Below are 12,624 nucleotides of genomic sequence, written 5' to 3'. Positions count from 1 at the left end.
TCCTCCTTAGTCGAAGCTGTTGCCCGATGGCGCGCGGGCCGCCGGACCGGTTACCAGCACCAGTTTGCCGCACGGTTCCAGTTCAATGCGGACCTCGGTCGCGCCGGTAGCCTTCGCGGCCTTAATGGCCCGTTCGATGTCGACCTGTCGAAAGAGCGAGGGGCGCCGCGGCATTTCAGTGACCGTCGCGTAGGCTTTGAATGAAGTGACGGAACACTTCCGCCTCTCTCGAATCGCGCTGCCGTTCAGTCAAAGCTTGGATGATCGAAATGAGGAGCGCTCCTATGGGAACAAATCGGTAGGGCGCCGGCGCTTGGCCGCGTTCGAGTAGTTTCAAGCCAGCCGCGTAGGTGCGGGGAATCGACTCCAGTTCTGGAATTACATCGACGGTGCGCAGCTGACCGGGCTGAAGTTCGCGCCCGATGGCTGAGCGCACGAAGAGTCCCACTTCGTGAATCCTGTGAAGACGCTCAACGGAAATGGGCGCCCCCAACTCTTCACTGTGCGCAAGCTGATCGACAGCACGTTCGGCCAGCAGCGCCGCGATGCTAAGGCCAGTTCCCGACTGCTTCACTCCATCCATGGTTGGAGGGAGCAACCTCAAGAGGGCCCCGAAGTGCAGCACCTCCAAACCCGTGAAGCGACGCTTGCGCTCGCTTATTCGCAGACCGATCGGAACGTGCAGGTCTTCGCCCTGCCGTTGCATCCAGACGGTAATTCTTCTCGGATCAGCTCCGATCAGGTGTGGCAGTTCGCCAAGAGCAAATTCCGGCTTGCTCACAAAGGTTAGAGTCGTTTGCATCATGTGAAGCGTATGACATTACGCTTCACATGATGCAAGAGGGTTTAGTTTCCTCCGCCCATGAAGGCCCGATACGCCTTTTATCTAGCGACAGGGCAAAGGTCCTCGTGGGCAACTAGGTCGACGAACCTGCACCCCAACGCCCTTGCGATTAAGCGCACGCGATCGAATTTCAGCTTCGGGCAGTCGCGCTCATTTTCGAGGCGATGGAGCAGCTGCGGCCGAATGCCAGTAAGATCGGACAGCTGTTCGAGCGTCAAACCGGCCAGTTGCCGCATTTCGCGAATGCGATTGTCCGGTCTCAGCGCGATGACGTTCAAACCTGGTGCGGATTTTGCAGCTGTCGCTACAGTCGTTGAAGCCATTGCATCCTCCAACGGGTGCTGTGGTCAGGGGCGGCTCAGCGTTCGCGCGCTGGGTCGTCCCGCTGCGAGTAGGGCACAAAGCAGGAGTCCGCGTCAAATGGAAGGCGGCGCTGAGGACGAAAGCGATATTCCGAATCAAAAGTCGCTTTGGGATGCGTACGGCCACGCGATGGGCGCCGCGGCGGGTCTTGAACTTGCCATGCGCACTGCACTTTGGGATGCGACGCGGGTCCGATATGCGGACGATGAACCGATGAGAGAGAGGGTAGCCGCCCGAATCTCAAAGCTTACGTTCGGCGGGACAGCGAGCAAATTCAAAGCCGTTTTCACAGGCTTCGGCGCCGACCCCCAGTTTGTGGCCGCTCTCAAAGTAGCGACCGATCTGCGCAATCATTTTGCTCACCACTTTTTGGAAGATCGCAGTGATGGGCTTCGCTCCGAAGAGGGCATCGAACTCCTGACTTATGAGTGCAACCTTGCGATGGAGCACTTTTCCGACGTCGAATTTTTCATTCGAAAGTTCTGCCCGGCAGATTTTCAGCGGTTTTTCAATGCTGGTCAGACGAAGTCCAGAGACTGGGTAGACCACCATCCGCTCCGCAAGCCGTTTCTTGCCATACGGAGTGGGGAAATCCCCTCAGCCGAAGCACTAAAGGCGTGGCAGCGCGAGCAGATGAAGAAGTGGATTGCACCGACCGCGTGAGCGGCCGGGCGCCGCCTAGTTCAAGGCTGGGTCCCAGGTCCAAGGTACATCAACCCAAAACCCGTTCGCCTGCGGCAGAAGCTGAACACCGAACTCGCCGAGCAACCTTCGACCGACTTCGACCAGGTCGTCGAATATGGCCAGCCCCGTCCATGCCTCTTGTCGATAAATCGGCATAACGGCGGCGCGGGTGGCATCAATGAGCCATCCGAAATCCGTGGAAGCTATATCCTCGAGACGCCTAAGATAGACTGCTTTCAGGTCGCCCGACGCCTCTTCTTCGTTAAGCACGCCATCAGCGTGCCCGAGGGCGTAACCGAGCGACTGGAATACGAAGCGGCAGCGCTCCTGCAGCCAGGGCCAGAACTCCTCTAGCGAAATCTCCCGTTCGTTGTATTTCCGTCGTTCCCGGCGGACCTCGGTCCAAAGGTCTGCAAGCACGGCACTGAGCATGTCGAGGAATTGCAGGCCCGTCGACGGCTCAATGAGCGCCGTCCGGCGAGTGGCTTCGTATTCAGATCGCGCGGGCATGACTATGGCCAACAGTGCCCCATGTAGATCATCTGCCGGCGTCGCTGCGGCCGCGCCGCCTGGGAACGTGCGATCTAGGAAGGCGTGGTCGTCGACGTGGACCAGTTCGTGCACATAACTTTGCAATGACGAGCGGCGAAGGGTCGAGTCCTCTTCATCAAACATCGCCTTTATGAGAGGCGTCGAGACGACGACTACGCTCTTCAACTCGTCGCCCTCCCTGACGACTATCGACATTGCGGCGCTTTGGCCGAATTCATTTACGGTGGCGACGTCAGCGACCTGGTCGTCACCTCGCGCTAAAGCGAGCGCGGCGTGATAATCGTAAGCGAGTATCACTTTCGACAGTCGTGACAGATCGAGGTAACGCGACCATTCGTGGGTGGTCGCCATGAGGAACTGGCCAAATTCGCGCGCTTCGTCTTCGCTTTCGTTATGCCAGTCGCGCAACTGAACTATTGAGTTCGGCGGCAGCGTTGGCTCAGGTCGCTCTTGGTCGTCAGACATTCGGTCAGACCCGATGACCGCCGAGCAGCTGTAGTTCGGCCCACAGGATGATCGCGGCCACGCCAGGCGCGGCGCATAGGACCGCCAGCAGTCCAACAAGAAACAACGAAGCTAGCCTCACTTCAGCGCCTTCGTGCCGGTCGACGGGTGCACCGAGCGGCACCCGTCTCCCTTCGCGATTCGACACGCGACGTCTGATTGGACGGCAAAATCCTACATTTCAACGGCCGCATCTAGACTGGCGGGAGGACGACCAGCTTCGCCGCCTTCATTCCGCAGCGAATGCACCGGAATCGGCGGCCGGCGCCTCGAAGGTCTATTAACCCCAAGCCCTTCACCGCGGCATTGGCACTGAGCGTTCGCGCGGACTGGCAGTGCGTGCATTCGATCTTCAGGGCGCATCCGAAGCGTATCAAATCACCTGTTGTTCGAACATGCTTAGTCGACATTGGCGCGAGCGCTTACGTAGAACAATCAGGGAACATACGGCAAGCTGCTGCGTATCGCATTTCAGCATTAAGGAGAGTGTCGAAATGGCCAAAGGCAAGCTGCCGCGGTTTGACCTGACGAAAGACGAGAAGCGCGACCAGTGGGTGCTAAAGGAGCATGGTGCCGATCGTGCGAAAGCCCGCTTCGACACGAAGTCCGAAGCTACTGCGGGCGGCGTACTTGGAAAGGCTGTGGGACCAGGCGGCGGGTCCGTCCGCATCCATAAGGAAGACGGCAAAATCCAGGAGGAGCGGACGTTTCCTGGTTCGAAGGACCCGAAGTCATCCCCCGGCTAAGTCGGGACGCTCTCTTTCTCAGGAAGTCGGTACGCGTGAGGCGGGACCTCAACCACGCCATGCATGCCGTCATCCTGGAGCGTGAAGGCGCCCGGTCCAGTCGGCACAAAGGTCGCAAGCATCGTCATATCAGTAATGCCGCTGCCACACAGAGCTTCTGGCTCGATCGAACGTTCGGTGGCTGCGGTCCTAATGCTCTCCCCAATCGACCGCTCGGTCATCTGCTCAAAAGCGGGCACGAAATCTCTCAATTCGTCCAGCAGGCCATCAAGATCGACGCGTTTATCTGATGCCATCAGCTGGAAGTGGCCAATGGCGCCGGCTGGAAGCTCATTCACTTCGAATTCGATCATCTTGCCGGCGTCTATGCTCGGCCCGGACGCGACAGCATATCGCCTCTGCAGCGGGTGATCGCGAGCATCAATCCAAGTGACCGTGCCCAGGACGGGGTGACCTTCTTCGCTGAATGCGCCGGTGTAGATGTCTTCGTCCAGGTGCTGCAGTCGATTGCGAATTTGACGCGCCGGCTCCGTCGCGTCCAGAAACTGCTGGACGCGCGCGGGCGTCGCGCCATCGTAATCGAAACGCTGCAACAGCTTACGCAGTCGATTCACGTGATCGATGAATGCCCAGGCGTCAGTAACGACGCTCAGCCGCATTTCGGGCGACCACGCTGCAACAGATGGCTTCTCGCCTCCGGCCGGCGCTGCATATGCCGCCGCAGTTCTGGTTAGTCGATCGAACGAAAATTCTGCGCCGTCGATGGCGTAAGCGGTTGCGCCAAAGAGGCGCCGAACCTTCAACGGAAGCGCGCTCGGCATGCATCTAAGGACAGATTCTGGTGGAAGTAGGTTCATCGAACCTAGGTGAGTGTGACTGCGTCCATGTGCGAGATACCCCACTGGGCAAAGTGGCGGGGAGGGGAAGAGGGCGCTGTGCTGCCGGACGCAGCGCCAGGGGCGGCCCTCCCCGCCGATCAACCCGCCCCTTGAAGGGGTTACGCGCCCGGATTCTTGAAGGCGCCGCGATGGTCGACGACGCCTGCGCCAAAGTCCATGTAGACTCGGAATTCTTGGCCCAGAACGTTCCAACCGTCCTTCATTTCGACGGTCGGTCCGCTCTTGCCTCGCAGATATGCGTGCTCGAGGACCGGAACCATGGCCGGGTCGGCGAACAAGTACCAGGGGTCCGCATCAAGCCGCGGGTCGATCAACGGGGCCAGCTTGCCGTTGAACGGGTTCGTGTCGTCCGCGGTGGTGGGTGCCACCGTTGCGACTAGCAGCTGTTCGATGGCCGTTTCGCGCTTCGGGCTGGCGAGGATGTAGCGGGGGGCCGCCGCGAGCGGGGTCGTGCCGTCCAGGTCTTTCTGGCTGCGCATCGCGAGCCGCCCCGCGTCGAGCGTCGTGACGTCCGGCCCCGCGCCCGCACCCGCTAGGTTTCCGTGCGTAGCGTGGAAGAGTGCCACCGAATCGGCCATGACCGGGTTGTCGTTGATCAGTTCGGCGAACAGCTGGGCTTCGGTTTCGGCAGCCGCGCGGGCCATGATCGTTGCCGATCGGCCGAACGCGTCCAGGTCGTCGTTGATGATCGCCTGGCGCGATAGCCCGAAGATCTTCGCGAAGGTCTTCACCTTGTAGGTTTCTGCTCGCGACTGAAACGTGCCGTGTTTGATTTCGCCGGCTTCGACGACTTCGGGCAACGTGCCGAAGGCCGAAAGCTGCAGGCCGCTGATATCCCGGAAATCGTTTGCGCTGCGCTCCCGACTGACGGTCTTGATGACCGTTGAGGCTGCGCCGAACTGGTCCAGCAGGTAGCGGTTGCCGGCGGCGGTCAGAAGTTCGGGGAAATCCGACGTCGTATGAAGGCCCCCGAGCGATCGCGTACCGGAATTCCAGGCTGCCGCGGTCAGCACCTGGTCTGGAGTCATGCGGTGAACGTCGCGTGTCCCCGATCGCACAAGCATTTCCGATGCCAGAGCGACCATCGAAAGACCGCGGAATTCGCGCGCGGCATCGTTCGGCGCCTTGCCGCTCAGGCGGGAATAAAGCGCATCTTCGACGGCGCGAGCGTGGAAGGCAGGATTGTCGAATGTCTGTGCGCCCCGCTCGGTGACTATGCCCGAGCCGTGGAGGCCGGAAACGTCAGCACGCTGGCGCTCGGCCGCGGCGCGCAACAGAGCCTCGCGCGCCGCTTCGGTGCCGATTTCACCGCTTTCATTGCGCCGAACCAGTTCCTCCGCAGCCGTTTCGACGCCGAAGTCACGAGCCATGCGGATAAAGTCGATCGCCTGGGTCGAATTGAAGCGGGAAGCGGCCGCCTGCGGCTGTGCCGGCGCGGCGGCCGCTGCGCCGCTAGGCGCGTTGCGAATGAACATGTCTTGTTCCTCTTCTGAAAATTCGGGGAATTGGCAGTCGGCAGACCGAATGCCGGTGAGGACGTCCGCGGGGACCGGGACCAGGCTCACTTCGAGCAGTTCCCATTTTGTCGCGAGCCAGGTTTCCAAGTCGTCGGGACTAGCGCCTGACCGCTTTTCCCAGGCGGTGATGTTATAGCCGATCGAAATTCCGCGAATCTCGCCACGGGCGACCATGCCCTCGACCTGCTGCGCCCGGTCGGTTTCGCCAAACGTGAGGGTGGCGAGCAGCCGGCCGTCAGCAACGCGGACGTTTGACACTGTGCCCAGTACGGCGTCCGTTTCGAACCGGTTGTGTGCGTCCAGGAGCGGCACCAGGCCAGCAGCAGCGCGCGTTAGGTCGATCGCCTCGCCAGTGATCGCCAGTTCTTCGACATAGAAGAGACGCTGAACGGCGGCGCCGACTGACAGGATAGCTTCGACACTACGGTTGTCGGCGTCGTAGCTGTTCGGTGAGAAGCCAGCGAAGCGCTTGCCGCTTGCGCCGGCCATTGGCTGGCGCCGTTCTAGCTCGGACGAAGCTGCTGCAGCTGCTGAGCGGATGAAATTCATGCCTGCAGTGGACATGAAGCTGTGGAAGCGGTCGACTACCGTTAAGCGTCAGAAAGCGGCAGAAGGCGTCATTCTCCTAAGCACGCTTCCATCTCACGCCACTTGTAGCTCTTTCATGTCCACGACTTCGGGATGAGTCTGCAGCCAGTGGGTCACCTGAAGCAGCAGCAGTCGCGCAACTGCCCGCGCAGTTCCGCGCCGACCGCCCCAGTCCTCTGCATAATCATTGCTGCTTCCGTGGATGAACCGGCTGCGTCCGCTGTCATAGACGCCGTTGATGACGGCGCTGGTAGTACGGCCGTCTGTCATGAGAGCGTCACTCCCTTCTAGGCCCAAACGAGCCTTGATCAGTCTCTTGATGCCGCCCGCGTGGCCGCCCGCTGCTAGTGCGTCTAAGCTCGCTGCGAAGGCTGTGACCGCCATTTGGTCCGAAGCCTCGCGACAGCCCTGGTGGAACCACCACAAGCTCAAGAACAATGCGTTTGAAACCTTTGGTCGCCGCACGGGGGCGTGTGGATTCACATAAGCTTCGAGGGCTTCACCGACCACTTCGAAAGTTGGTCGGTAAACCGTGAGTACTTCCGCCAACGACTGAATAGAAGATTGACCCCTGGGCAAATTCACCCAGGACGACCCGCTTCCGAAGCCGCCTTCATACGCGATCGCGTAGTGTCGATTTCGCGGTCCCCCATCGTAAATCAAATTCATGTGTTCGAGGGCCACTTGTGGATCAGCCCAGGGCAGTGCCAGGGCTGTCATTGCCAGTCGGGCGGCCAACAGGCCCTTTTGCTCGGTTAGATCGATCGAAAGGCCGTGGGTACGCACCGCGCAGACGACAGGACAGCGATCGACGGCATCTGCAATGCCGGATTCTTTATCCTGGTCGAAACCGCGTTTTCGCCTCGCGACCTTCTCTCCCGACCACTGTCTGCGAAGCCGTCGCGCCGTGATTGAGGACAGTTCTCCCGCAGTGGCTTGTTCGTCGAGCCAACCGATGCGCGTATGAAAGGTGACCGGCCCGACGTTCACGGGGTAGGCATCGTCATCATCTTCAAAGAGCCAACAGCCAAGGAGAAGAACAACGTCCTTCGTCCTAGCCCCTATCTCTGTCTCCAAGGCCTGATCGACGGCCCGGCCCAATTGATCGGGATCGGGCGTTTGGGTGCCGAGCGACTCCAGGGTGCGCCCGAAGGCTAGGCGGACCATGCTCGAGAATTCCTTCGTCGAAAACGACGACCGAAGAAGCACAGAGTCTTGATGAACCAAATCCCCATACGACTTCACGGCAGCTAGCAGTTCGTTAGTCGCGTCGAGGTGCATCCCGTTCCCGACGGGCAACTGGGGAGGAAAACTGATTCTTCCGGGCGTCGGTGTCCACGGCACAGGATCGCTCGTTTGAGCCCGTTCGAACTCTGCACAGATTTGGCCCAGCAGCTCGGATTTTGTCATTGGGACCGTGCGCCTCCGGCGATCGCAAATTCTGATTTGGGACGGAGCCTAACGCGGCTTCAAGGGACCAGCGACTATTTGATCGAGTGTGTAGCGCACGCGCCCGGTAGGCGTGCGCGTCCATTCGATCAGACCAGCCTTGCGCCAGGCGCGCAAGGTGCGCGGGGAAACGCCCCAAAGGCGAGCCGCTTCCTTTTCCGAGCGCATTCGATCGGCGTCGTTCACTGACTGTTGCACACCAACCCCCGCTTGAACCCAATTAGTTCAATAAGTTCAAAATGATGGAACAGGTCTGAACGCTGCGATTCCGCGCCTCGCCGCACCGCAATAGGGGTGGCGCCCGAAAAGGACCCGCGACCCGTCATGCATGCCCCACTGGCGCATTGACCGGCCCGTGCAGCGCGAGTGCTTCAGTCGTCACCTGCCGGATGATTTCGCAGGTCTGTTCGGCGCCCAGGTCGTTGCACAGAATGTCGGCCGCAGCGCGAATGAGCGCGATCGCCGCCAAGCCCGTATGGTGAGTGTGGCAGATGGCAGTCATCTTCAGGCGCTCGGCAACGCCTGCAGGAACTTGGAAGTCTTGCTCAGTGATCATGGTTTAGCCCTCCCGGTGGTCAATGTGAGTGAGGCGTGCTGACGACTTCAGCGCGAATGTTGCTCAGTTCAGTGATCATCGCGTCCAGGCGATCTGCGATCGCAGCCGCGTGCGCTTCGGAAGGAAGCGGGATGGCCGGGAAGTTGTCGGCCAGGTCGTCGCAGTCGGCCGCCAAAGCGACGTCGCAATACTGGACGCCGTTCGAACTCTTCGAACGATGGCCGATGTTTCCCATCGCGCGCTTCACTTCGCGAAAGCTAAGCGATGGGGCGCCGGCAGCTGCAGCCCACGCCGCGTAAAACCTGCTGACGTCTGATGATCTGAGCCGCGCGCCAAGCAGGAAGCGAAGGTGCGAACGATAGAACGCTTCGAAGTGCGAAGGCACTGGGCCACGCAGTCGGCGATGCGCCGCGTGGAAGGGTTGCACTTCGCCCCGGAAGGATGGCGGAAGGGTGGAGCAGCCGTCTGCTGCCCGACCTTTCTTCGCGCTAAACCTTTGACCTTCAATCATTTCTAAGTTCTCTCAATCTTCAATTTGGAAGGGTGGAAGGGTTGGAAGGGTAAATTGCTTATGCGCATGCGCACCCATGCACCTGCGCACATATGCGCGGACTTTCTCGGCAACCCTTCCGACCCTTCCGAAACCGCAGTTTTCCGCCCCCGGCACCCTTCCGCAGACCCTTCCGGCACCCTTCCAAAGCGGAAGGATTGACCCTCATTGGCCTTCGTTTCTGTCTGCAGGCGGGGGTGCGGGGGCGACAGCCGCTGATCATCGGAGCCTCAGGCCCCAGCGAATGCGGCCGCGCGAAACCGGCGGCACGCGGTCGACCGCAAAGCCGCGCTGCTCCATTTGATCTGCGAACTCAGCTGGCGAACCAGGTTCGGCGCCTCGCGCACGGGCGTATCGTCGCCAGCTGTCATACAGGGCGCCGGCATGCTCCCACAGGTTCGCGCCGGTTACACAGCTGGCCGATAGCCAGGGCGTGATCAGCTGCGCGGCGATCGGCCAACGGGTCACTGCAGCAGCCTGGAATGGTTAGCCATTCGGCTTCGGTCCCGAGAGCGCTTTTGCTTGTGCTTCGGGTCGGTTTGCCAACCTAAGTCGTTGAATGAGTTAGACTGTGCTTCCCCTGTCGGGTGCGCCAGCAGCATCAGCCGGAAAGAAATGCGGCGAGCGCAGCGTGCAACCGCTCGCGGGCGGACCCGACGATCATTCCGACGTGACCGGAGGGGATGGCGATTCGGTCGCCTGCTGCGACTGTGGCGGCCGGGGCAATGCGGTCGTGGTCGGCGGTGAGATGAAGCGCGCGGACGGCGAGCTTGTCGCTCGCGATCCATTCGCCCGAACCCGGCAGGTCCCTCCCGAACAGATCCTCGATCAGCTCCCTCGCGGCGGGGTAGGGCAGGGGCTCGCCCTCGTTGGCCCATTCCTCGAGCTCGACGAAGCGGCGAGCGTCCGCGCTCGCGGGGTCGAGGCGGCCGAACTCGGCGAACTTGCGGACGGTGCGATTCGGATCGAGGGACCAGAAAGCCGCCTGCAGCACTTCCATGGGAAGCGCGCCGAGCTGCCTCGCTGCGGCTTCGGAATGGCGCCACATGTCGGCGAGCGCGCGGCGTGAGCTGTCGGGATAGTTGGCGAAGCGCCAAGGCGCGGCGATTGTCGCGACCCGGTCGACGTCGACACGGTTGGCGGCGGCGATCGCCATCGTGCCGCCGAGGCAATAGCCGATCAGGGCGACCGGCTCGCCGATGCTGCGCAGCAAAGGCAGCAACAGCTCCTCGATGTGTCGCGCAACCGAAAGGTTGGCGCGCTCGCTGGCCCTGCCCCAATCCAGCAGCAGCGCTCGGCGGCCCATGCGTGCGATCGCGGCGGTCAGCGACACCTGCTCGTCGAGGTCGAGGATTCGCGGCGGGTTGATCAGCGACGGGACGATGAGCGCCGGCGGCCCGCTGCCGCCATGGTCGCGCAACGCGGCGCCGCCGATCCGCGCAATCTCGGTCTTGGGACGGGGCCGCTCGCGCCTCGGCGCCTGCTCGTATGCGCGCAGCCCCGCTAGAGCCGCGCGCGCCAGCTCGGGATCGCGTTCCGACACCTCGCGCACCAGCTCGAGGAACAGAGGCAGCGGGCGTGGCGCTCTTTGGGTGACGCGTTCGTGTTGCGGCGCACTATGCTCCGGTAGTAGGGGCATCCCCAGGAGTGTGGGAGTGAGTGATGGCGAAGTCCACCGGCAAGGTGACGATCAAGAAATACGCCAACCGGCGGCTCTACGACACTGAGAGCTCGACCTACATCACGCTCGACCGCCTGGCCCATATGGTACGCGAAGGCCGCGAGTTCGAAGTGCTCGACGCCAAGACCGGCGACGACATCACCCGGCAGGTTCTCACTCAGATCATCGTGGATGAGGAAGCACGCGGCGCAACCATGCTGCCGATTAACTTCCTCAAGCAGCTGATCGGCCTCTATGGGAATTCGATGCAAAATTTCGTTCCGTCATATCTCGAAGCCGCGATGGACGCGTTCCAGCGCAACCAGAGCGCGGTCAAGGACGCGTTCGGCACCAACATGTTCGCCGACATGGCCAAGAGGAACATGGCGCTGTTCGGCGACGCGGCTCAGGCCTTCGCCGCCAAGGCCAAACCGGAGCCGAAGCCGAGCGGCAGCGAAGTCGAGCAATTGAAGGCCGAGCTTGCCGCGCTGCAGGCCAAAGTCGACAAGCTGAGCCGCTGATCGCCATGTTTTTTCCGATTGCTGCGGCGCTTGCGCTGACCACTGATTCGACTCCCAACGTTGCCGGCTCCCCGCTCGCGTCGAATCTCGAATATGCGTCGCCGGTCGTCGGCAACTGGACTTATGCGGCGACGAACGATGGAAGCGAGGCGACCTTCACCAACGCCAGTGGGCAGCCGCAGCTGACGATCCGCTGCACGCGCTCGAACCGCCGCGTCGCGCTGCTCAAACCGGGCGCGGCTGCGCCGTCGATCTGGGTCTGGACGAGCTCGCTCAAGAAGAGCCTGCCGGCGAGCTACGATGCGACGGCGGCACGCGTCGTCGCCGAGCTGGCGCCGTTCGATCCGCTGCTCGACGCGATGGCTTTCAGCCGCGGAAGGATCGGGTTCAGCACCTCCGGCCTTGCGGCGCTGGTGGTTCCGCCGTGGGCGGACGTCGGTCGGGTGATCGAGGATTGCCGCGTCTGAATCGCGGCACGAAGCGAAGAAGTCTGACGATTATTCACGCGAATACAAGTCTTGTGTTCGCCGCCGCAAAAACACATCTTGTTCGTGGCTTCAACGCAGCGAAAGGAGGTGATCCGATGTCTCATGGTTCAGCAGGGAGGTCGGAAAGGGGTGTTCGCACGCTCTGATCGCTGACGAACGGCCACATCTCCGGCCGCTGACCATGTCGAAGGGCATCGCTGCGATACGCGGCGGTGCCCTTTACATTATCTGTGCCCCTCGACGTCGACTTCCGACTTCATTAGGGAACCGGAACGGCCTTGAAGTGTCTTTTCCGCGACGCAGGGAGAGAAGAGATGGCGAAATCCGCACGTAAGAGTTCATCCCGTTCCAGTTCCAACAAATCGCGTTCGGGCTCATCCTCGTCGCGATCGGGCTCGAGCGGCAGCACGGTCGACAAGCTGGCCAAGGCGGCGATGAGCAAGGAAATGCTCGCCGCCGGATTGACGGCGGCTGCCGCTGCGATTGCCGCAAGTCCCGCCGCGCGGAAGAAGATCCGCGACGCCGGGCTCGACGCCGCCGACACCGCATCCAGTGCAGCAAGCAGCATGGCGGCGAGCGCGACGAAGCTCGGCTCGATCATCGCCGAGGCCGTTGCCGAAGCGGCCCAGCGCGTGATGACCGGGAAGTGGAGCGCTACGGCATCCACGAGCGGCGGCAGCTCGGCGTCCAGCTCGCCGACGGG

16 protein-coding genes are annotated in these 12,624 nt (G+C 61.7%); 4 read left to right on the top strand and 12 right to left on the bottom strand.

Annotated elements, in window-relative coordinates:
• Positions 1-6: 6 nt before the first annotated feature.
• The 3 genes from GH737_RS01385 to GH737_RS16065 all read right to left on the bottom strand — a co-directional run bounded on the left by GH737_RS01385 (position 7) and on the right by GH737_RS16065 (position 1,167).
• Entirely contained in the window at positions 7-174 is a 168-nt protein-coding gene (locus GH737_RS01385) for a hypothetical protein (RefSeq protein WP_155263072.1), read from the bottom strand.
• Position 175: 1 nt separating this feature from the next.
• A complete protein-coding gene (locus GH737_RS01380) occupies positions 176-781 on the bottom strand; it encodes a hypothetical protein (protein WP_196232916.1) in 606 nt (201 codons plus the stop codon).
• A gap of 101 nt (positions 782-882) precedes the next feature.
• The gene (locus tag GH737_RS16065; RefSeq protein ID WP_155263070.1) at positions 883-1,167 is read right to left on the bottom strand and encodes a helix-turn-helix transcriptional regulator; all 285 of its coding nucleotides are present in this window, start codon (positions 1,165-1,167) and stop codon (positions 883-885) included.
• 97 nt (positions 1,168-1,264) lie between these two features.
• Here GH737_RS16065 and GH737_RS01370 point away from each other — a divergent pair, with 97 nt between their 5' ends.
• On the top strand, positions 1,265-1,870 hold the full coding sequence (locus tag GH737_RS01370; RefSeq protein WP_155263069.1) for a hypothetical protein: 606 nt from the start codon (positions 1,265-1,267) through the stop codon (positions 1,868-1,870).
• Between the two features lie 15 nt (positions 1,871-1,885).
• Here the strand turns inward: GH737_RS01370 and GH737_RS01365 are convergent, their stop codons facing one another.
• On the bottom strand, positions 1,886-2,908 hold the full coding sequence (locus GH737_RS01365) for a hypothetical protein (RefSeq protein ID WP_155263068.1): 1,023 nt from the start codon (positions 2,906-2,908) through the stop codon (positions 1,886-1,888).
• 533 nt (positions 2,909-3,441) lie between these two features.
• On the opposite strand from GH737_RS01365, the gene GH737_RS01360 reads away from it, so the two are divergent.
• On the top strand, positions 3,442-3,693 hold the full coding sequence (locus GH737_RS01360) for a DUF2188 domain-containing protein (RefSeq protein WP_155263067.1): 252 nt from the start codon (positions 3,442-3,444) through the stop codon (positions 3,691-3,693).
• Here GH737_RS01360 and GH737_RS01355 read toward each other — a convergent pair.
• From GH737_RS01355 to GH737_RS01325, 7 genes are all read right to left on the bottom strand, one after another.
• On the bottom strand, positions 3,690-4,514 hold the full coding sequence (locus GH737_RS01355) for a hypothetical protein (RefSeq protein ID WP_155263066.1): 825 nt from the start codon (positions 4,512-4,514) through the stop codon (positions 3,690-3,692). The two genes, GH737_RS01360 and GH737_RS01355, sit on opposite strands and share 4 nt — an antisense overlap.
• 176 nt (positions 4,515-4,690) lie before the next feature.
• A complete protein-coding gene (locus GH737_RS01350) occupies positions 4,691-6,673 on the bottom strand; it encodes a prohead protease/major capsid protein fusion protein (RefSeq protein WP_155263065.1) in 1,983 nt (660 codons plus the stop codon).
• Positions 6,674-6,751: 78 nt separating this feature from the next.
• Positions 6,752-8,107, bottom strand: a complete 1,356-nt coding sequence (locus tag GH737_RS01345; RefSeq protein ID WP_155263064.1) for a hypothetical protein — start codon at positions 8,105-8,107, stop codon at positions 6,752-6,754.
• A gap of 48 nt (positions 8,108-8,155) precedes the next feature.
• A complete protein-coding gene (locus GH737_RS16060; protein WP_420853412.1) occupies positions 8,156-8,314 on the bottom strand; it encodes a MerR family DNA-binding transcriptional regulator in 159 nt (52 codons plus the stop codon).
• A gap of 154 nt (positions 8,315-8,468) precedes the next feature.
• The gene (locus GH737_RS01335) at positions 8,469-8,702 is read right to left on the bottom strand and encodes a hypothetical protein (protein WP_155263062.1); all 234 of its coding nucleotides are present in this window, start codon (positions 8,700-8,702) and stop codon (positions 8,469-8,471) included.
• A gap of 19 nt (positions 8,703-8,721) precedes the next feature.
• Positions 8,722-8,949, bottom strand: a complete 228-nt coding sequence (locus GH737_RS15070; RefSeq protein ID WP_196232915.1) for a hypothetical protein — start codon at positions 8,947-8,949, stop codon at positions 8,722-8,724.
• A 904-nt stretch (positions 8,950-9,853) separates the two neighbouring features.
• Positions 9,854-10,891 (bottom strand): alpha/beta hydrolase, encoded by a 1,038-nt coding sequence (locus tag GH737_RS01325; RefSeq protein WP_230558561.1) that lies wholly within the window; start codon positions 10,889-10,891, stop codon positions 9,854-9,856.
• Between the two features lie 23 nt (positions 10,892-10,914).
• Between GH737_RS01325 and phaR the strand changes: the two genes are divergently transcribed.
• The gene (phaR, locus tag GH737_RS01320; RefSeq protein WP_155263060.1) at positions 10,915-11,433 is read left to right on the top strand and encodes a polyhydroxyalkanoate synthesis repressor PhaR; all 519 of its coding nucleotides are present in this window, start codon (positions 10,915-10,917) and stop codon (positions 11,431-11,433) included.
• 5 nt (positions 11,434-11,438) lie between these two features.
• Positions 11,439-11,900: a hypothetical protein gene (locus GH737_RS01315; protein ID WP_155263059.1), complete on the top strand. Its 462-nt coding sequence runs from the start codon at positions 11,439-11,441 to the stop codon at positions 11,898-11,900.
• Positions 11,901-12,180: 280 nt separating this feature from the next.
• Here the strand turns inward: GH737_RS01315 and GH737_RS01310 are convergent, their stop codons facing one another.
• Positions 12,181-12,489 carry a hypothetical protein gene (locus tag GH737_RS01310; protein ID WP_230558560.1) on the bottom strand — a complete coding sequence of 103 codons (309 nt, stop codon included), beginning with the start codon at positions 12,487-12,489 and terminating at the stop codon, positions 12,181-12,183.
• Positions 12,490-12,624: the final 135 nt, after the last annotated feature.

It is taken from the genome of Sphingomonas segetis, from assembly GCF_009720245.1.
In the GTDB taxonomy this organism is placed as follows: Bacteria; Pseudomonadota; Alphaproteobacteria; order Sphingomonadales; family Sphingomonadaceae; genus Sphingomicrobium; species Sphingomicrobium segetis.
This window is presented reverse-complemented; position numbering and strand designations above follow the sequence as displayed.

What these genes read in the sequence shown, in the direction of transcription:
- GH737_RS01355 (WP_155263066.1), bottom strand. Translation starts at nt 4,514, where the DNA reads ATGCCGAGCGCGCTTCCGTTGAAGGTTCGGCGCCTCTTTGGCGCAACC.
- GH737_RS01310 (WP_230558560.1), bottom strand. Translation starts at nt 12,489, where the DNA reads ATGCTGCTTGCTGCACTGGATGCGGTGTCGGCGGCGTCGAGCCCGGCG.
- GH737_RS01345 (WP_155263064.1), bottom strand. Translation starts at nt 8,107, where the DNA reads ATGACAAAATCCGAGCTGCTGGGCCAAATCTGTGCAGAGTTCGAACGG.
- GH737_RS01385 (WP_155263072.1), bottom strand. Translation starts at nt 174, where the DNA reads ATGCCGCGGCGCCCCTCGCTCTTTCGACAGGTCGACATCGAACGGGCC.
- GH737_RS16065 (WP_155263070.1), bottom strand. Translation starts at nt 1,167, where the DNA reads ATGGCTTCAACGACTGTAGCGACAGCTGCAAAATCCGCACCAGGTTTG.
- GH737_RS01315 (WP_155263059.1), top strand. Translation starts at nt 11,439, where the DNA reads ATGTTTTTTCCGATTGCTGCGGCGCTTGCGCTGACCACTGATTCGACT.
- phaR (WP_155263060.1), top strand. Translation starts at nt 10,915, where the DNA reads ATGGCGAAGTCCACCGGCAAGGTGACGATCAAGAAATACGCCAACCGG.
- GH737_RS16060 (WP_420853412.1), bottom strand. Translation starts at nt 8,314, where the DNA reads ATGCGCTCGGAAAAGGAAGCGGCTCGCCTTTGGGGCGTTTCCCCGCGC.
- GH737_RS01350 (WP_155263065.1), bottom strand. Translation starts at nt 6,673, where the DNA reads ATGTCCACTGCAGGCATGAATTTCATCCGCTCAGCAGCTGCAGCAGCT.
- GH737_RS01335 (WP_155263062.1), bottom strand. Translation starts at nt 8,702, where the DNA reads ATGATCACTGAGCAAGACTTCCAAGTTCCTGCAGGCGTTGCCGAGCGC.
- GH737_RS01365 (WP_155263068.1), bottom strand. Translation starts at nt 2,908, where the DNA reads ATGTCTGACGACCAAGAGCGACCTGAGCCAACGCTGCCGCCGAACTCA.
- GH737_RS01370 (WP_155263069.1), top strand. Translation starts at nt 1,265, where the DNA reads ATGGAAGGCGGCGCTGAGGACGAAAGCGATATTCCGAATCAAAAGTCG.
- GH737_RS01360 (WP_155263067.1), top strand. Translation starts at nt 3,442, where the DNA reads ATGGCCAAAGGCAAGCTGCCGCGGTTTGACCTGACGAAAGACGAGAAG.
- GH737_RS01325 (WP_230558561.1), bottom strand. Translation starts at nt 10,891, where the DNA reads ATGCCCCTACTACCGGAGCATAGTGCGCCGCAACACGAACGCGTCACC.